Here is a 17,392-nt window from a genome sequence, read left to right on the forward strand (position 1 = left end):
CAGGCAGCAGAGGGGCCGGGGGCGGTGCCAGGAGCGGAGCCCGTCGGACACCAGCCCGGGGACCCGACCCCCGTCCCGGGCGGCCAGGTGGGACTGGCCACCGGACTGACCACCGGCCTGGCCCGCCACTCGGCCGGCTGCCTCGGCGAGTTCGTCCTCGAAGCCGTCGGCGGCGTGGTGCTCCTCGCGCTCACCACGGCTTCACTGGCGGGCGCGTTCCTGCTCACCCAGACCCTCCACCGGGCCAGCCCGGCCGCCGCCTACGCACTCGCCGCGGCGGGCCTGCTCGGACTCGTCCACGGCATCCGCCACCGGCGCAGGCCGAAGGAACAACGCAGCCGGCTCGGCCGGATCACCGCCGGGATCGTGGGCGCGCTCGGCCTCTGGCTGATCCTCTGCGTCGGCTACGCCTCCTTCGACAGCGCCTTCGGACTGAACATCGGCCTCTGAGTACCGGACTCTGAGCACCCGACTCTGAATATCGGACTCCGCCCCGCCCGACAACGGGTAGGCTCGCCCGGCGCCCCGCCCGAACGTCCACGGAGGAGTTCCCCGATGTCCGAGCCGTACCAGCACGACGAACCCTACGCACAGGGTCTGTTGAACGTCGGCGACGGGCAGCGGATCCACTGGAACACCTCCGGCGCCCCGGACGGGAAGCCCGCCGTGGTGGTGCACGGCGGGCCCGGATCGGGCCACAACCCGGGCAGCCGACGGTACTTCGACCCGCAGCGCTACCGCGTCGTCCAGTACGACCAGCGCGGCTGCGGACGCAGCCTGCCGCACGCCGCCGACCCGTCGACCGGGCTGGAGCACAACACCACCGCCCACCTGGTCGCCGACCTGGAGCGGCTGCGCGAGCACCTGGGCATCGACAAGTGGCTGCTGTACGGCGGCTCCTGGGGCTCCACCCTGATCCTGGCGTACGCGCAGGCCCACCCGGAGCGGGTCTCCGCGATCGTGCTCTGCGGGGTGACCACGACCCGCCCGGCCGAGACCGAGTGGCTCTACCAGGGTGTCGGCCGCTTCCTGCCGGGCCCGTGGGCGGAGTTCCGCGACTTCCTGCCCGCCGCCGACCGGGACGGCGACGTGTTCGACCTGCTCTCCGCCTACAGCAGACTGCTCAACAGCCCCGAGGAGAGCACCCGTCGGGCCGCCGCCCGGGCCTGGGCCGCCTGGGAGGACGCGGTGATCTCGCACGAGGTGCTGGGCAAGCCGAACGCCTACTCGGACCGGCCCTCCGACGCCCTGATGGCCTTCACCCGGATCGCGGCGCACTACTTCTCGCACCGGGCCTTCCTCCCCGACGACCAACTGCTGCGCGACGCCGGCCGACTGGCCGGGATCCCGGGCGAGCTGATCCACGGACGACTCGACCTCGGTGGCCCTCTCGACACCGCCTGGCACCTGGCCGAGGCCTGGCCGGACGCGAAGCTGACGGTGATCGACGAGGCCGGGCACACCGGAAGTCCCAAGATGGCCGAGGCCCTCCGCGCGGCGGTCGACCGCTTCGCCTGATCCACCTCTCCAACCCTCCCCCTACGATACGAACCATGCTCGCCTACGCTCCGGCCGCCCTGTTCTTCCTCCTGTTCGGAATAGGGGTGCTGCGCGACCGACGCCAGTTCAGCAACGCCGTGCTGCTCGGCATCGCCGTCTCGCTCCTCTCGCTCGCCCTGCTCGCCGAACTCCGCAGAGCACCCACACTGGTGGCGGAGCTCGCGGCCGTGGCGATCATCCTGCTGCCCACCGTCGGAACGGTGGCCCTGGTCTGGTTCCTGCTCTCCAACGGCGTGACGATGATCCGCAAGGAGGGCACCCGTCCGGCCAACCTGCTGTCCCTGCTGGCCGGGCTCGGCATCATCGCCGTGATCGCACTGCTGGCCGCCGCCATCGTCACCCACTCACCGCGGCTGGCCATCCTGGCCGGCACCGCCGTCCTGGTGGTCGGCTACGTCTCCTTCCTCTTCGTCTGCTTCGTCGGATACGCCTTCCTGTACGGACGCCACCGGCCGCGCCGGGACGTCGACTTCGTGGTCGTCCTCGGTTCCGGGCTGATCGGCGGCGAACGCGTGCCGCCGCTGCTGGCCAGCCGGCTCAACCGGGGCCGCGAGGTGTACGAGGCCCAGGCCGCACGCGGCAACCCGCCGGTGCTGATCACCTCCGGTGGCCAGGGCCCGGACGAGAAGCTGCCGGAGTCCCACGCCATGGCCGACTACCTGGTCGAACGCGGCTTCCCCGCCGAGCACATCGAGCGGGAGGACCGCTCGCGCACCACCGAGGAGAACCTGCTGTTCAGCCGGGCCATCATGGAGCAGGCCAAGCCCGACTACCGCTGCGTAGTGGTGACCAACAACTTCCACGCCTTCCGGGCCGCGTTGACCGCCCGCAGGACCGGCGTCAACGGGCACGTCTTCGGCTCGCCCACCGCCCGGTACTACTGGCCGAGCGCGACCATCCGCGAGTTCGCGGCGATCTTCCTCTCGCACAAGCTGGTCAACTTCGGCATCTGCGGACTCCTTGCGCTCTGCGGGGTGCTGGCCGCGCTCTGAGCGGTAGCTGACCGGTGGGACCTCTGGCCGGGCCTCAGCCGTTGCCGTCAACCTGCCCTCTTCGAACGCCCGAACGCCCGAACGCCCGGCTCAAGGCTTGCTCAGTGCTCCTCCTTCCCCGGCGTTCCGGTCGGCCCGCAGCCCCGCGAACAGATCGGTCTCGACCGCACCCGCCCCGCCGGCACCTTCGGCACCGGCCACGAAACTGCGCGCCAGGTGGTACTCCTCGGTCGGCCAGACCTCGCGTTCGACGTCCCGCGGGTGGGCCATGAAGGCCACCCCGGGCTGGACCTGGGTGGCGTGCGCCAGCATCGCCGCGTCCCGGACGGCGAACTGCTCGGCGCACGCGATCCGGGTGGTGGTCGCGAGGGCGGGCGGGGTATCGGGCCACCCGGCGAGCAGTTCACCCATCGCCGAGGGGATCCCACGCTCCGTCATGGCGTCGTGAATCGCCTGGAACCAGGGCCGGGAGAGCGCCAGGTGGTAGTAGAGCTTCGCCGTCTGCCAGGGTTCGCCGGCCTCCGGGTGGCGCTTCGGGTCGGCGGCGGCCTCGAAGGCCTCCACGGCGACCTTGTGGGTCATCACGTGGTCCGGGTGCGGGTACCCGCCGGTCTCGTCGTAGGTGATCAGGACGTGTGGACGGAACTCCCGGATCAGCTCGACCAGCGGCGCCGCCGCTACCTCCACCGGCTGGGCGGCGAAGCAGCCCTCCGGCAGCGGTTCGTCCGGGCCCGGCATCCCGGAGTCGACGAAGCCGAGGAACTGCTGTCGCACACCGAGGATGTCGCGCGCGGCCGCCATCTCCTCGCGCCGGATCCGGGTGAGGTCGGCGCGGACCTCCGGGCGGTCCAGCTCCGGGTTGAGCACCGACCCGCGCTCGCCTCCGGTGCAGGTGGCGACCAGGACGTCCACGCCCTCCGCGGCGTACCGGGCGAGGGTGGCCGCCCCCTTGCTGGACTCGTCGTCGGGGTGGGCGTGCACGGTGAGCAGACGCAGGCCACCGGGGTGCTTGGTGAACACGGATACCTCCAAGGTCGGGGTTCGGAAGGGGAACTGCGGAATGATCTACGGTCAGGCCGCCCTGCGGGCGGTGCCCGGGTAGAGCAGGGCCGGCGCGATCGAGAGTGCCGACAGGGCCAGCACCCACCAGAAGGTCGTGCCGAAGGCCGCAGCGGGGCGATCCGGCCGCGCCGCCTGTGCGTGTTGGAGGACCAACGTCAGCACCGCCGTACCGAGCGCCCCGCCGAGCCGGTTGAGCACGTTCACCGCACCGGCGGCAGCGGGCACCTGGGCCCTGTCGACGCTCCCGTACACCGCCGCCATGCCGGGGATCACCATGACTCCCATGCCCACCCCGCGCAGCACCAGCGAGCCGACGACCAGCCAGTCCGCCGGGCCGGAGCCACGCCCCAGCTGGGTGAAGGCTAGGGTGCCGAGCAGCGAGCAGCCGATGCCGAGCAGGATCAGCGGGCGCGGCGCGACCCGGTCGGCTATTCGGCCGGACAGCAGCGAGGTGACCGCCGTGCCGAGCGCCTGGGGCGCCAGCAGCAGCCCGGCCGCGACGGCCCCGGTGTGCTCCAGCTGCTGGTAGTAGAGCGGCACCAGGAACATCGAGCTGTACAGCACGGCCCCTTGCAGGAAGCTGTTCGCCGTCGCCACCGCGAAGCCCCGCCGGGCGAACAGCCGCAGGTCGATCAGCGGGGCCCGGCCGTCACGGCGCCCGGCCCGCAACGCGTGCCACCCGTAGGCCACCAGCAGCGCCGCCCCCGCCGCGACCGCCACCCGGCCGACCGCGCTGCCCTCACCGCCCTCACCGGCCGCGCCGATCGTGGCGAGCCCGTAGACCAGGGCGGTCAGACCGGGCGACAGCAGCGCCAGGCCCGTCACGTCCAGCCTGGGCGCCGGGAGTTCGGACGGCTCCGCGGCCGGGAGCCATCGGGCCGCCAGCAGCACCGTCACCAGCCCGACCGGCACGTTCAGCAGGAACATCCAGCGCCAGTCCAGGTGCTCCAGCACCAACCCGCCGAGGATCGGCCCCAGGACGGGAGCGAGGCTGATCGGAAGCAGCAGCGTGCCCATCACCCGGCCGATCCGGGACGGTCCGGCCGCCTGCACCATGATCGCCTGCCCCAGTGGCTGGATCATCCCGCCGCCGACGCCCTGCAGCACCCGGAAGGCGATCAGGCTCCCCGTCGACCAGGCCAGGCCGCACAGTGCGGACCCCAGCACGAACAGCACCACCGAGGCCAGCCAGGCCCGGCGGGCCCCGAACCGGCCGGCGGCCCAGCCCGAAAGCGGCATGGTCAGCGATATCGCCAGTAGGTAGCCCGTCACCACCCACTGCACCGCCGCCACCGAGCTGTGCAGCTCACGGGTGACGGCATCGATGCCGACGTTCACGATCGTGGTGTCCAGCAGCGCCAGGACCGGGCCCAGCGCGAGCACCGCCCCCATCCTCATCAGGCCGGGCGGCAACGGCTCCGGCCTCGTCGACCGGGCCTCCCCCGGCCTGCCCTTCCTCGCGACCGAGACGGTCATGCGCCCTCCCCAGGCTCGTTCCTCGGCAGCCACTCCGGCCGCCGAGGAAGAACTTAGGACGGACCCACTGATTAGGTCAAGCATAATTACTGTGCCCGACCCAGCGAACTGCGCTAGGCTCGCGCCATGACCGACACCGGGACCGCACCGAACCTCCGCGAGCTCAACAAGCGCCGCACCCGCGAGGCGATCTCGCACGCCGCGACCAGGCTCTTCATCGAGCGCGGCTTCGACCGCACGACCATCGCCGAGGTCGCGACCGCGGCCGGGGTCGCCAAGATGACCGTCACCAACCACTTCCCGCGCAAGGAGGACCTCTTCTTCGACCTGCACGAGGAACTCGCCGGCCGGCTCGCCCGGACCGTCGCCGAGCGCGCCCCCGGCGAGTCCGCCCTCGCCGCGCTGCGCCGCGACTGCCTGACCGGACTCGACCGCCACGACCCCCGACTCGGCTTCTCCGGACCGGACTTCGCCCGGACCGTCGCCGAGAGCCCCGCCCTCGGCGCACGTCTGCGCGAGCTGCACGAACTGAGCGAGACCGCACTCGCCGAGGCGCTCGCCGAGGCCGTGCACGCGATACCCGTCGACTTCGAGAGCCGGGTCGCCGCCGCCCTGCTCGCCGCCGTCGACCGGTCCGTGCTCGCCGAGGTCTTCCGCCGCACGCTGGCCGGCGAGGACCACGCCACCATCGCCGCCGCCGTCCGCCCCTCGGCCGTCCGGGCCTTCGACCGACTGGAGGGCACCCTCGGCTCGTACGCCGTCCGCGAGGAGCCGGAGGGCCGGGCGGACGGGAGCGCTCCGGAGGAACGGGGGTGAGGCGGGAGAGGACGACCCGAGCCGTGACGGCTCGCCAGTTCTGACAGCGTGAGCACTGGCAACGGGGGTGACGGACGCTCTTATCCTTCCCTTAGATCGTCCACCTAGCGTCTCGCCCATGATGACGCCACGCAGTGCATTCGGAGCCGTTGCCCTCACGGCCGTGACCTTGACGGCCACCGTCGGGGCGGCCGCCCCCGGCAAGGGCCCCGCAGCCCACGGCCCCGGCAAGGTGACGGACAACCTCTACATGTCGCTCGGCGCCTTCGAGGACGCGACCTCCGGCGCGGACCCGAGGGTAAAGGCGATGATCGACCGTGCGGACATCGGCGGCGTCCAGGTGGTGGCCCCCTGGAAGGCCCTGGAGGGAAAGAAGGGAGAGTACAAGTGGTCACGACTGGAGAGCGCGCTGGAGTACCTCCAGGAACGCCACAAGAAGCTGTTCGTCCAGGTTCAGGACCGGTTCTTCGACGTGGCCGTGGGAGACGCCAACCTTCCCCAGTACGTGAAGGACGAGGGCGGGGTCACGCCGACGGTCGACGAGAACCCCGACAACCCGACCACCCACGGGGCGATGGCCGCCCAGTGGAACACGCAGGTCCGAGCGGACTTCCAGGCCATGCTCAAGGCGATGGCGGAGAAGTTCGACGGCAGGCTCGCGGGGGTGAACCTGCCGGAGACCGCGGTCGAAGTGGACACCGAGAAGGACCGGACCGGGTACACCTCGGCGTCCTACATCGATGCCGAGATCGACAACATGCGCTACGGCAGGAAGGTCTTCACCAGGACGCAGTTCATCCAGTACGTCAACTTCCTTCCGGACGACGACGACCACAAGCGCATGAAGGAGATGTTCGACGTCGCCAGGGAGAAGAAGATCGGCATCGGAGGGCCGGACACCCTGCCGGACCGGCCGTACCAGATGGAGAACTCCTACAAGTTCCTCCACCAATACCGGAATTCAATTCCCCTCGTCGCGATGGCCGTCCAGGAACCCGACATCAACGCCAAGGACCCGAAGACCGGTAAGCCGTACACCCGCGAACGGTTCACGGACTTCGCACACGACTACCTCGGTGCCCGCCAGATGTTCTGGACCGTCGAAGCGGACTGGCTGCAGCGACCCAAGGCATGACACCCGCACGAGTGCGGCCACCGGCCGGGCGGCACCCGATATGCTTCCCCGGCCACAATTCGCGACGTGACGATGGGGTGAAGGCGATGCCTCTTGAGGGCGAGTACGAGCCGAGCACGGCACAGTGGGTGCGCGATCAGGTCGAGTTGTACGAGAGTTCGGGCGGCACGCAGGGGACGACGCTCCGGGACACGGGCCTGCCCGTCATCATCCTCACGACGCGCGGCGCGAAGAGCGGCAAGATCCGCAAGACCCCGTTGATGCGCGTGGAGCACGAGGGCCGGTACGCGGCTGTGGCCTCGAAGGGCGGCTCCCCGCACCACCCGGTGTGGTACTTCAACGTCACCTCGGACCCGCACGTGGAACTCCAGGACGGCCCCGTACGGCAGGACATGACGGCCCGCGAGGTCACGGGGGACGAGAAGGCCGAGTGGTGGGAGCGCGCGGTCGCCGCGTACCCGCCGTACGCCGAGTACCAGGAGAAGACCGACCGCGAGATCCCCGTCTTCGTGCTCGAACCCCTGCGGGGTTAGGTCACCAGGGCGCGTCAAGCGCCCGCCCGCGCCATCCGGGACTGGGTCGAGACGGCGCCTTCGCCGGGCCCCGCCTGCCCGGCGGGTGCGTGCGGCCCGACGGGCCCGGCCGGCCCGGCGGGTGCGTCCGCGCCGTCGAGCAGAAGCGCGGCGACCGCCCTCGGGGCCTCGCGCATCGCGTTGTGGCCGGTCGGCAGGTCGTGGACGGTCCAGCCCGGGTCGGCGACCAGCCGGCTGCGCTGCGCCGCGAAGGGCGTGCGGTCCTCCCACGCCGAGCAGTAGACGAACTCGCGCCGGGGCACGGCGGCGTGGGCGCCCGTCAGGTGGACCGTCTGAAGGAAAGCGGCGAGCGGGTGCGGGCGGCGGCGTGGGTCGCCGTCCGGCCGCCACGGGGGCCGGACGGCGTAGCCGGTGGCGGCGGCACCGGCGACGAACGACTGCCGGTAGCCCTCGTTCATGATGGACCAGCAGGACTCGCCGTCGCGCGGCACGCAGGCGTCCAGGTACACCAGGCGGGAGACCCGGCCGCCGGCGCGGTCGGCGGCCGCGGTGATCACCATTCCGCCGTAGCTGTGACCGACCAGCGTCACATCCTCCGGACAAGCCCGCTCCAGCAGGCGGAGCACGTCCGCGGCATGGGTGTCCAGGTTGGCGGCGGCGACCACAGCGGGATCGTCGTGGGGGTGCAGGCCGGTCAGGGTCAGGGCGTGGACGGTGTGACCGGCCCGCTCCAGCAGCGGGACCACTCCCTCGAACGCCCAGGAGCCGTGCCAACCACCGGGTACCAGAACGAATGTCGCCATGGGACTTCTCCTTCGCACTGCTCGGCGGTGGCACCGGGGACCACCGCTCACGACCAGAAGTCTCGTCGGGGCGCGTCACGGCGTGCTACCGGTAGAGTGCCAACCGATGCCCATTCCCCGCCAAGCCCGCCCGGTAGCCGGCGCCACGTCCCTGACCTGGCCCTCCGGCGGGCGCCACCTGTGGTCCTCCGGCGGCAGCAGCGAGGAACGGGTGCACGCGCGCGGGCACCTGGTGTACGCGGCCAGCGGTGTGCTGGTGCTGCACACCGAGAGCGGGACGTCGATCGTCCCGGCCAACCGGGTCGCCTGGACGCCGGCCGGCTTCGCCCACCGCCACCGCGCCCACGGGGACACGGACATGCGGATCGTCTTCCTGCCGCCGTCCCTGGCCAGGCTGGTACCGGGGCGTCCGGCGGTGTTCTGCGTCTCCGGCCTGGCACGGGAGGTCCTGCTCGCCCTGACCGGCCCGCGCGACGACGGCCACGGCGGCGCGGGCGCCGGGGTCGGGGGCGGGAACGCCGGAGACGGGAGCGGGGCCGCCGGAGATGGGAGCGGGAGCGGAGCGGTGCCCGGTTACGGACGCGCCGCGCGTCAGCGGCTGCTGCGGGTCCTGGTCGAGGAACTGCGCGAGGCGGACGAAGAACCGCTCCACCTGCCGCACCCGCGCGACGACCGGCTGCGGGCGGTCGAGCAGATCCTGTCCGAGAGGCCCGCCGACGCCACCACCCTGGCCGGGCTCGGCCGACAGGTCGGAGCCAGCGCCCGCACCCTGAGCCGCCTGCTGCGCGACGAACTCGGCATGACCTTCTACGAGTGGCGGACGCAGTTGCGTGTGCACCACGCGCTCGTGCTCCTCGCCGAAGGCCACGACGTCACCCACACGGCCCACGCCTGTGGCTGGGCCAACCCCAGCGGCTTCATCGCCGCGTTCACCGACCTCGTCGGCACGACCCCGGGCCGCTACCGGTCCGGCCACTGACCCGCGCCAAGGTGGAGCAGGGCCGGGACCGAGGCCGAGGCCAGCGGCGGGGCCCGAGGTGTCCGATGCTCCTGAGCTTCTTCGGCACCAGCGCCGCGGCCGAGCCCGCGAGGCGCCCTCGACCAGCCTGCGGATCGCGCGCCCCGGACAAATCGGGACCACGCCCGTAATCACGCCAGCAGCGCCGTTGATTGACAGACCGTCAGATCAGCACATGGTGACGGCCCGTTGCGTGCGGAAAAGTTGCACGCAACGGGCCGTCGGGCACGCGCCGTACGGGCGGGCCGCCCCCGCCCCGCGCGTCACGCACTCACACCTGCCACCGCAGGACCGACCGACCCGGAGCCGAAAGTCCGGGCCGTCAACACGCACTCCGGATAGGCAGGTTGTGCAGCGCTGGTCAGCGCACGGTCACGGTGAACACGGGCGAGGCGGCGTTCCCGCTGATGATGCGCAGCTCGTTCAGGCCCTTGATGCCGAGCTTGACGCCGAGCGAGTAGGCCCCGTTGCGGTTGGTCTGCACGGAGGCGGGCAGGGTGACCCACTTGCCGTGCTGCTTCTGCTGGAGGGCCACCGTACTGCCGGTCTTGAGGCCGGTGGTGGTGCCGGTGACCCGGAACAGCTGCCAGGCGTTCACCGAGGTGACCGACGACTTGGCGGTGATGGAGGCGGACGCGGACACGGCGGCGGACGCAGGCGCGGAGGCGGAGGCGACGACCGCGGGCGCGGTCACGGGGTGGGCCGGCGCGGCCGAACCGGCCGCCATGGCGGTGCCCGCCGCGCCGGCGAGCAGCGCGCTGAGGGTGACGACGGCGGCCAGGCGCATGGAGTTCCGCTTGGAGACGATCACTGGTGCACCCCTTTCAGGGGAGGTGGTCGTTCGACCCGAAGCACCGTCGGTGCGATCGGGTGCTGTCACCAAGGAGGACGTCCCACCCGGCGCCACCGGTTGTGTGCGGAACGTCACTGCCATGTAACAGTCGCCCTGCCTGCCCGATCGCCCCAACTGGCAGCCCCCGTACGGTCGTTCCACCACCTCCGGGCAGCACAAAGGCCCGGTCGGCGCCGCCGGACCGGGAGTTGACGCCTGTGCGCCCTTCCACCACCCTTCCACTAATCGAATAGTGAAAGGGTACTTTCCCGATGCCCGTGGCCTTCACCCCGCTCGACTCACCGAGCCCACCGAGCCCGCAGAGCCCGCGCCGCCCAGTCGCCCGATCCGCCCTACTCACCCCACTCGACCGAGCGCCCCGCCCGCGCCACCGCCGACTCCCTATCCGCCGCCTCCTGCGCGCCATCCCACTCCCCCGTCGCCCTGCCGTGCTGGCCTGGGGCCTGGCCGCCGGCTTCGCCGCGCTCTACACCTGCGTCGGCGTCAACCGCCACCGGCGAGGCCTCACCAAGGCCTACGACCTGGGGATATTCGAGCAGGCCGTCCGGGCGTACGCCGACGGCCGGGCGCCGATCGTGCCGCTCAAGGCGCCCGGCTACAACCTCCTGGGCGACCACTTCCACCCGCTGCTCGCGCTCCTCGCCCCCGCCTACCGCGCGTTTCCGAGCCCGCTCACCCTGGTGGTCGCCCAGGCCCTGCTGATGGCGCTGGCCGTCGTCCCGCTCACCCGCTGGGCGCACCAGGTGGCCGGGCCGCGGGTGGCGCTGCTGGTCGGCTGCGCGACCGGGGCCTCCTGGGGGATCGTCCGGGCCGCGGCGGACGACTTCCACGAGATCGCGTTCGCCGTCCCGCTGCTCGCGTTCGCCGCCACCGCGCTCGGCCGACGCCGACCGCTCGCCGCCGCGCTCTGGTCACTGCCGCTGCTGCTGGTGAAGGAGGACCTGGGACTGACGGTCGCCGCCGTCGGCCTGCTGATCGCCCACCAGGCCCGGCAGGACCGACGCACTCCGCTGCCCGGGCTCGCCCTCGCCGTCACCGGTGTCGCCGCGACCGCGCTCACCCTGCTGGTCGTCCTGCCCGCGTTCAACCCCAACGGGGGCTTCGACTACTGGCAGCAGTTGGACGCCGGCGGCGGGCGGGCTCCGCTCTGGACGCTCCCGCTCCGCCTCGGCTGGCCGCCGATCAAGTGGCTGCTGCTGTTCCTGTTGGCCGCCACCACCGGCTTCCTCGGCCTGCGCTCACCGCTCGTCCTGCTCTGCGCACCCACCCTGGGCTGGCGGCTGCTCTCGACCAACCCGCACTACTGGGGCGTCAGTTACCACTACAGCGCGGTGCTGATGCCGATCGTGTTCGCCGCCCTGGTCGACGCCGTCCGCCGCGCCCGCGACCAGGCCACCGTCACCTCCACCTCCACCTCCGGAGAGACCGCCACGGGCCCGACACCCGCCACCCCCCGCCGGGTCCGGCGCGCCCTCGCCGTGACCGCCCTGGTGACGGTCGTGACGCTGCCGCTCTACCCGCTGCACGAGGTGGTGATGCCCGAGGCCTGGCGCACCTCGCCCCGGCTCACCGAGACCCGGGCGATGCTCCGCCTGATACCCGACGACACCACTGTCGCCGCCTCCAACCGGCTGGCCGCCCAGCTCACCGGCCGGGCGGAGGTCACCCTGGTGTGCCAGGAACCGGTCGGCCCCGGCCCGGACTGGGTGGTCGTCGACCTGCGCGATCCGAGCGTGCAGTCCCCGTGCGCCACCGCCGCCACCGCCCGCATGCTGGCCGCCTACCAGAGCCGGGGCTACCACCGACTGATCGACCAGGACGGCCTGCTGCTCCTCGAACACCCCTGAGCGGCCACACCGGTGGCGAGGGCGAGACGGGCAGGTCAGGACCGGCGGGGCAGGTCAGGACTGGCGGGGCGGGTGCGGGCGTCGGCGCGAGCAGGGCCGGTTGCGGCCCAGGTCACCGGCCGTGCGCCCGCACCGGCGAACGACAGTCGGATGACTGATGCCGGGGCGTCGGCGTCCGCAGGGCAGTGAGGGGCCGGGCAGCGCCCCGGCCCCACGGGGGTCGCGCTCCCCTGCCCGGGCCGGTGTTCACCATGCCCGTCGTCGCGCCCCGTCGCACGCCGCCGGCCGCGTCGGCACGGCGAGCGCCGACGTGCCGTTCCGCACGGTGAAGCACGTCCGACTCGACCTCGACGGGGCCGGTGACGCGATGCGGCGGGACTACCCGGCCTTCACCACCGGCCTGCGGCAGGCCGCCGGTCACGACTGGCAGCAGCGCATGCGGCAGGCGCAGGTCGCCGCGTCGGGCAACGAGCTGATCCGGGCCGACCTCAACTCCGGTTCCCCCGGGTCCAGCTGTGGATCAGCTCCGGCGACCTGTACGGCCGCGGTTGGGTCCAGCGTCGGTAGGTGCCTCAGACCGTTCCGGCGCGGTCCTCGGCAGGTGCTGATCGCCGCTGTGGTGCCCGCGTCGTGCGTGTCTCACAGAGCGGTTGGCTCTTTCGGATGGCGCAAGGGCATGTCGGCCGGAACTTCCGATTGGCGTGTTCACGCCCGTGCCACTCTGGGATTTCCAGTGAGGAAGTCTCCGAACGAGAGGGAATCGGTGCCATGAGGAGAATCGCGCGCGGGCTGGCAGTACTCGGGGTGGTCGCGGCGACGGTTGCGCCTGTGCCGGCGCACGCGCAGATCCGGCTGTTCCATCCTCCGGAGCTCGGAATCCGGTTCAACCCCGATGGTGTTCCCGGCCAGTGCGGCGGAAGGACCGGTGATCAATGGGCCGAGGAGAGAACCTGGACCGACGCCATCCGTTTCGATACCGACAGTCGTCCGGGCGGCTGCCAGCTGGCGTTCGGCGTCTACGACCCCGACGGCGACCTGGAGGGCGTGTCTCTCACCTACGAGCTCCGCTCCACCCCCGGCGGGGACCCGGCACAGTGCGGCAACCAGGGCACGTTCAGTATGCCGATCAGCAAGGATGCCCGAACCTTCGGTCCCGCCGTCCGGATCGACACCGACAGTCGTCCGGGCGGCTGCAACCTCACCTTCGCCGTGCCGCAGATCAAGCAGACGTACGTCGCCCTCGACATCCAGTACGACCCGGACGGCGACCCGGCCCAGTGCCACAACACCGGGCGCAGATGGGCCGAAACCGACCGTGGCCCGGTGACGATCGGCATCGACACCGACGACCGTCCCGGAGGGTGTCGGCTCCAACTCCGGCTCACGGTAGGAGCGGGCTGACCGCAAGGAGGCCGCCCCGGGTGGCTCCGCACGCGGCCACCCGGGTACGAAGTACCGGTGGGCCCCGAGTGATCTCGGGGCCCACCGGCCTCGCGCAGTCCTACGCCGAACACCCCTGACCACCGCGAGGAACGGCGTCCCCGGGGTGCCTGGCAAGGCACTGATCACGCCACTGAAAGCCTTTGCGCGTGCTGCCGTCCGGATGATGAGGTGGCACGGTGATCGACCGTCATGGAGCAGTGCCCGTAGGACCGTTGACACTGGCCTGGGTCCAACGACACCTGTCGACCGGCGAACGGATCGTCGGCACCGAGGCGCTGCACGGCGGCATCACAGCCGATGTGCGGAGGCTGACCATCGGCACCCGGGACGGAGGCACCCGTGACCTGGTGCTGCGGTCGTTCGTCGACCCGTCCTCGGTGGAGCGCGCCGAGGAGTGGCTGAACCGGGAGGCCGACGCCCTGGCGCTGCTGGCGGGGACCGATGTGACGGCTCCTGGACTGGTCGCGGTCGATCCGACCGCCGCCCACTGCGAGTACCCCTCGCTCCTCATGACACATCTGGCGGGCCGGCCGGTCCTCGATGACGAGGGACTGGAGACGCGCGTCCCGCTGCTGGCCCGGCAACTCGTGGCGATCCACGCCGTGCGCCCCGCCGAACGGCCCCGGGAGTACGAGGCGTTGACGACCGCCGACACCGTGGTGGTCCCGAAGGGCGCCGACACGACGGCATGGGCCGCGGCGATCGACGTGATCCGCAGGCCCGCGCCGCGCTACGAAGGCCGGTTCCTGCACCGGGACTTCCAGCCCGGCAATGTGCTGTTCGACGTGCCGCCCGCGAAGTCGGCGGGTGCGCGGATCACCGGCGTCGTCGACTGGGCCGCCTCCTCCTGGGGCCCGGCGGACCTGGATGTGGCGCACTGCTCCACCAATCTCGCGCTGCTGCACGGCCCGGCCTGGGGGCAGCGGTTCGCCGAGGCGTACGAGGAGGCCGGCGGGGTGCTGGCCGCGGCCGCGGGCGAGCGACTGTACTGGCAGGTGCGGGACCCGCTCGCCTGCTCAGAGGAAGTGCAGGTGGTGGCGCGGGCCTGGCGGGACGCCGGGAGGGCGGAGCTGACGACGCAAGCCGTGGAGGAGCGACTGGATGCCTACGTCACCGGCTTGATGGACGCGTTGGGCTGAGCACCGGCGGTCCGGGGCCCGACTTCCGCCCGCGAAACGCGGCCCCCGTCCCGGCTTGACCCGCGGGCCGCCCTGGGCCACCATTCCACTATTGAACTAGTGAAAGGCCGCAACGGGTGTGATCGAGTACCGCATCGATCGGCGCAGCGGGGTCTCCACGTACCAGCAGATCGTGCAGCAGACCAAACAGGCCCTGCGGCTCGGGATGCTGGAGCCCGGGGACAAGCTGCCGACCGCCCGAGAGGTGGTCGAACTGACCGCCATCAACCCCAACACGGTGCTCAAGGCCTACCGCGAACTCGAACGCGAGGGACTGGTCGAGCCCCGCCCGGGGCTCGGCACCTTCGTCCGGCGTTCGCTCGCCCGGCCGGAGGCGGCGGCCGACGGACCGCTGCGCGCGGACCTGGTCGGCTGGGTGGACCGGGCCCGCGAGGCCGGGCTGGAACGCGAGGACATCGCCGCGCTGATGGCCTCCGTGCTGGAGCAGCGCTTCGACGCCGGGGTTCCGCCGACGCCACCGAGCTGACGCACGCCGGAACGGGGGCCGGTGTCGTACCGAACAGACAGACAGACACACCACAGCCGTACGCCGGGCCGCCCGGCAGCACCGAACCGAGAACAGTGGGGGGACCGGGTGAACGACGACCCGACAACCGTGGCTCCGGCGTTGGAGGCCGTCGGACTGGGCAGGCGGTACCGGGGCGAATGGGCCCTGCACGCCTGCGACTTCACCGTCCCGAGCGGACGGATCTGCGGGGTGGTCGGCCCCAACGGTGCCGGCAAGAGCACCCTGCTCTCCCTCGCCGCCCGCCAACTCACTCCCACCGAAGGCGAGTTGCGCGTGTTCGGCGCATCGGCCGACACCCACGAGGAGCGCGCCCGGGTCGCCTACGTGGCACAGGACAAGCCGCTCTACCCGGGCCTCACCGTGGCCGAGACCCTCCGGATGGGCCGCGAGCTCAATCCGGTCTGGGACCAGGAGACCGCCGAACAGATCGTCGACCAGGGCGAGTTGCGCCGCAAGGCCCGGATCGGCTCGCTGTCCGGCGGCCAGCGCACCCGGGTCTCGCTGGCGCTCGCCCTCGGCAAGCGCCCCGACCTGCTGCTGCTCGACGAGCCGATGGCCGACCTCGACCCGCTCGCCCGGCACCAGCTCATGGGCACCCTGATGTCGGCTGCCGCCGAGCGCGGCACGACCATCGTGGTGTCCTCGCACATCCTCCCGGAGCTGGACGGCGTCATCGACCACCTGCTGCTGGTCCAGCGCGGACGGATCCGGCTGTCCGGCGACCTGGACGACATCCTGGCGGGGCACCAGGTGCTCACCGGCCCCGCGGCCACCCGGTCCGGGGGTGCCGACCTCCCGCCCGGCCTGGTGGTCGAGCAGCGGACCGCCGGTCGCCGGGTGACCGCGCTGGTACGCACCGGCGAGCCGCTGGACGGCCCCTGGGAGAGCGAACGGCCCAGTCTGGACGAGCTGCTGCTCGGCTACCTCCGCGCCCCGGCCGAACCGGCCCCGGGCACCACGGGCACCCGTGGCACCACCGGCACCCCGGTCACCACAGGCACGACCGGCACCAGCGGCACGACCCGCACCACCCCGGCGACCGACGAGAAGGCAGCATGAGCACGGATGTCCTGACCGACCCCGCGAAGCCCGCCCCCGCCCCCGGGTCCGCCACCCCGGACCGTTCCGGAACCCCCCGGCTGCGCGGCCTGATCTGGCTGACGCTTCGCCAGAACCGTGCGCTGCTCTGGGTGCTGTCAGCACTGCTGGTTCTGCTGACGGCCGACCTCGTCTGGATCCACGTCGTCGACCAGCACATCACGGGCGTGCTGCGGCGAACGGGCTGCTACAGCCCCGAGAGCTGGGACAGCAACAGGTGCTGGATCCTCCTCTCGCCGATCAACCAGCCGAACTTCTGGTTCATCTCCGTGCTCCAGCCGGTGGTCACCGCCGTCCCACTGCTGATCGGTGTGTTCATCGGCGCACCGCTGCTGGCCCAGGAGCACGAGCGCGGCACGATCCGGCTGATCCGCGCCCAGTCCGTCAGCCCCGTGCGCTGGCTGGCCGCCCGTCTCGCGGTGCCCGGCCTCGCCGTCCTGGCCGCCACCGGCGTGCTCGCCTCGCTGATGACCTGGGTGTGGTGGACGGACATCGTGCACGGCCCGGTCGCCTTCGACCCGCCGTTCCAGTTCTTCACCTACCCGGCCCTCGGGGTGGCACCGGTCGCCTGGTCCCTGTTCGCCCTGGCCCTGGGCGTCCTGGTGGGCCAGCTGGTGCGCCGGAGCCTGCCCGCGATGTTCCTCACCGGTGCGCTGGTGGCGATCGTCCACGGCCTGGTGCGCTGGGCGCGTCCGTCCTTCTACCCGACGGTCGACGCGGTGGCACCGCTCAGGGCCATGCAGCCCACCAACGCGTGGCTGGTCGACGCGAAGACCATCCTGCCCGACGGCAGCCGGGTCGACTCCGTCGCGTGCGTCGAGACGCATCGGTGCGACGGGGCCACCGGCACCTGGCTGAGCTACCACCCCTCCGCCCACCTCGTCCCGGTCCAGCTCGTCGAGGCCGGCATCCTGTTGGCGCTCACCGCCCTCGCCCTCACGGCCGCCTTCCGCCTCGTCCGCCGGTAGCCCTCCGGGCAGCACGCCGACCGCACGCCGACACCTCGCCAGCAGCACGCCGACCACGCGCCGACCACGCACCAACACCTC

The 17,392-nt window shown here is 72.1% G+C and carries 17 protein-coding genes; 13 read left to right on the forward strand and 4 right to left on the reverse strand.

The window, feature by feature from the left end; translation table 11 throughout:
* Nucleotides 1–24: 24 nt before the first annotated feature.
* The 3 genes from AB0F71_RS32595 (at nt 25) to AB0F71_RS32605 (ending at nt 2,552) form a co-directional block, all read left to right on the forward strand.
* Nucleotides 25–450, forward strand: coding sequence for a hypothetical protein (locus AB0F71_RS32595; RefSeq protein ID WP_360242191.1), 426 nt, complete (start codon nt 25–27; stop codon nt 448–450).
* Between the two features lie 105 nt (nt 451–555).
* Entirely contained in the window at nt 556–1,518 is a 963-nt protein-coding gene (pip, locus tag AB0F71_RS32600; RefSeq protein ID WP_360242194.1) for a prolyl aminopeptidase, read from the forward strand.
* 35 nt (nt 1,519–1,553) lie between these two features.
* On the forward strand, nt 1,554–2,552 hold the full coding sequence (locus tag AB0F71_RS32605; protein WP_360242196.1) for a YdcF family protein: 999 nt from the start codon (nt 1,554–1,556) through the stop codon (nt 2,550–2,552).
* Nucleotides 2,553–2,642: 90 nt separating this feature from the next.
* Here the strand turns inward: AB0F71_RS32605 and mca are convergent, their stop codons facing one another.
* Nucleotides 2,643–3,572 (reverse strand): mycothiol conjugate amidase Mca, encoded by a 930-nt coding sequence (gene mca, locus AB0F71_RS32610; protein ID WP_360242199.1) that lies wholly within the window; start codon nt 3,570–3,572, stop codon nt 2,643–2,645.
* 51 nt (nt 3,573–3,623) lie between these two features.
* Nucleotides 3,624–5,090, reverse strand: coding sequence for an MDR family MFS transporter (locus AB0F71_RS32615; protein WP_360242202.1), 1,467 nt, complete (start codon nt 5,088–5,090; stop codon nt 3,624–3,626).
* Between the two features lie 126 nt (nt 5,091–5,216).
* Between AB0F71_RS32615 and AB0F71_RS32620 the strand changes: the two genes are divergently transcribed.
* The 3 genes from AB0F71_RS32620 to AB0F71_RS32630 all read left to right on the forward strand — a co-directional run bounded on the left by AB0F71_RS32620 (nt 5,217) and on the right by AB0F71_RS32630 (nt 7,574).
* The gene (locus tag AB0F71_RS32620; protein ID WP_360242205.1) at nt 5,217–5,906 is read left to right on the forward strand and encodes a helix-turn-helix domain-containing protein; all 690 of its coding nucleotides are present in this window, start codon (nt 5,217–5,219) and stop codon (nt 5,904–5,906) included.
* 163 nt (nt 5,907–6,069) lie between these two features.
* Nucleotides 6,070–7,041: a hypothetical protein gene (locus AB0F71_RS32625; protein ID WP_360242208.1), complete on the forward strand. Its 972-nt coding sequence runs from the start codon at nt 6,070–6,072 to the stop codon at nt 7,039–7,041.
* A gap of 86 nt (nt 7,042–7,127) precedes the next feature.
* Nucleotides 7,128–7,574 (forward strand): nitroreductase family deazaflavin-dependent oxidoreductase, encoded by a 447-nt coding sequence (locus tag AB0F71_RS32630; RefSeq protein WP_360242211.1) that lies wholly within the window; start codon nt 7,128–7,130, stop codon nt 7,572–7,574.
* 14 nt (nt 7,575–7,588) lie between these two features.
* Here the strand turns inward: AB0F71_RS32630 and AB0F71_RS32635 are convergent, their stop codons facing one another.
* Nucleotides 7,589–8,377 carry an alpha/beta hydrolase family protein gene (locus AB0F71_RS32635; RefSeq protein WP_360242214.1) on the reverse strand — a complete coding sequence of 263 codons (789 nt, stop codon included), beginning with the start codon at nt 8,375–8,377 and terminating at the stop codon, nt 7,589–7,591.
* 106 nt (nt 8,378–8,483) lie between these two features.
* Here AB0F71_RS32635 and AB0F71_RS32640 point away from each other — a divergent pair, with 106 nt between their 5' ends.
* Complete coding sequence (locus tag AB0F71_RS32640) at nt 8,484–9,356, forward strand: helix-turn-helix transcriptional regulator (protein WP_360242217.1); 873 nt, start codon at nt 8,484–8,486, stop codon at nt 9,354–9,356.
* A 400-nt stretch (nt 9,357–9,756) separates the two neighbouring features.
* Here AB0F71_RS32640 and AB0F71_RS32645 read toward each other — a convergent pair whose 3' ends face one another.
* Nucleotides 9,757–10,206, reverse strand: coding sequence for a hypothetical protein (locus tag AB0F71_RS32645; RefSeq protein ID WP_360242220.1), 450 nt, complete (start codon nt 10,204–10,206; stop codon nt 9,757–9,759).
* Nucleotides 10,207–10,676: 470 nt separating this feature from the next.
* Between AB0F71_RS32645 and AB0F71_RS32650 the strand changes: the two genes are divergently transcribed.
* From AB0F71_RS32650 to AB0F71_RS32675, 6 genes are all read left to right on the forward strand, one after another.
* Nucleotides 10,677–12,095, forward strand: a complete 1,419-nt coding sequence (locus tag AB0F71_RS32650) for a DUF2079 domain-containing protein (RefSeq protein WP_360242223.1) — start codon at nt 10,677–10,679, stop codon at nt 12,093–12,095.
* An 828-nt stretch (nt 12,096–12,923) separates the two neighbouring features.
* Nucleotides 12,924–13,496: a hypothetical protein gene (locus AB0F71_RS32655; protein ID WP_360242226.1), complete on the forward strand. Its 573-nt coding sequence runs from the start codon at nt 12,924–12,926 to the stop codon at nt 13,494–13,496.
* 254 nt (nt 13,497–13,750) lie between these two features.
* Nucleotides 13,751–14,677 (forward strand): aminoglycoside phosphotransferase family protein, encoded by a 927-nt coding sequence (locus tag AB0F71_RS32660; protein ID WP_360242229.1) that lies wholly within the window; start codon nt 13,751–13,753, stop codon nt 14,675–14,677.
* Between the two features lie 118 nt (nt 14,678–14,795).
* Nucleotides 14,796–15,203, forward strand: coding sequence for a GntR family transcriptional regulator (locus AB0F71_RS32665; RefSeq protein WP_360242232.1), 408 nt, complete (start codon nt 14,796–14,798; stop codon nt 15,201–15,203).
* Between the two features lie 108 nt (nt 15,204–15,311).
* Nucleotides 15,312–16,304, forward strand: coding sequence for an ABC transporter ATP-binding protein (locus AB0F71_RS32670; RefSeq protein ID WP_360242235.1), 993 nt, complete (start codon nt 15,312–15,314; stop codon nt 16,302–16,304).
* Nucleotides 16,301–17,311 carry a hypothetical protein gene (locus tag AB0F71_RS32675; protein ID WP_360242238.1) on the forward strand — a complete coding sequence of 337 codons (1,011 nt, stop codon included), beginning with the start codon at nt 16,301–16,303 and terminating at the stop codon, nt 17,309–17,311. Before AB0F71_RS32670 ends, AB0F71_RS32675 begins: the two co-directional genes overlap by 4 nt.
* Nucleotides 17,312–17,392 lie beyond the last annotated feature (81 nt).

It is taken from the genome of Kitasatospora sp. NPDC028055, assembly GCF_040637885.1.
Classification (GTDB): Bacteria; Actinomycetota; Actinomycetes; order Streptomycetales; family Streptomycetaceae; genus Kitasatospora.

Coding starts and splice junctions, on each gene's coding strand:
- pip (WP_360242194.1), top strand. CDS start 556: ATGTCCGAGCCGTACCAGCACGACGAACCCTACGCACAGGGTCTGTTG.
- AB0F71_RS32605 (WP_360242196.1), top strand. CDS start 1,554: ATGCTCGCCTACGCTCCGGCCGCCCTGTTCTTCCTCCTGTTCGGAATA.
- AB0F71_RS32615 (WP_360242202.1), bottom strand. CDS start 5,090: ATGACCGTCTCGGTCGCGAGGAAGGGCAGGCCGGGGGAGGCCCGGTCG.
- AB0F71_RS32620 (WP_360242205.1), top strand. CDS start 5,217: ATGACCGACACCGGGACCGCACCGAACCTCCGCGAGCTCAACAAGCGC.
- AB0F71_RS32630 (WP_360242211.1), top strand. CDS start 7,128: ATGCCTCTTGAGGGCGAGTACGAGCCGAGCACGGCACAGTGGGTGCGC.
- AB0F71_RS32635 (WP_360242214.1), bottom strand. CDS start 8,377: ATGGCGACATTCGTTCTGGTACCCGGTGGTTGGCACGGCTCCTGGGCG.
- AB0F71_RS32640 (WP_360242217.1), top strand. CDS start 8,484: ATGCCCATTCCCCGCCAAGCCCGCCCGGTAGCCGGCGCCACGTCCCTG.
- AB0F71_RS32675 (WP_360242238.1), top strand. CDS start 16,301: ATGAGCACGGATGTCCTGACCGACCCCGCGAAGCCCGCCCCCGCCCCC.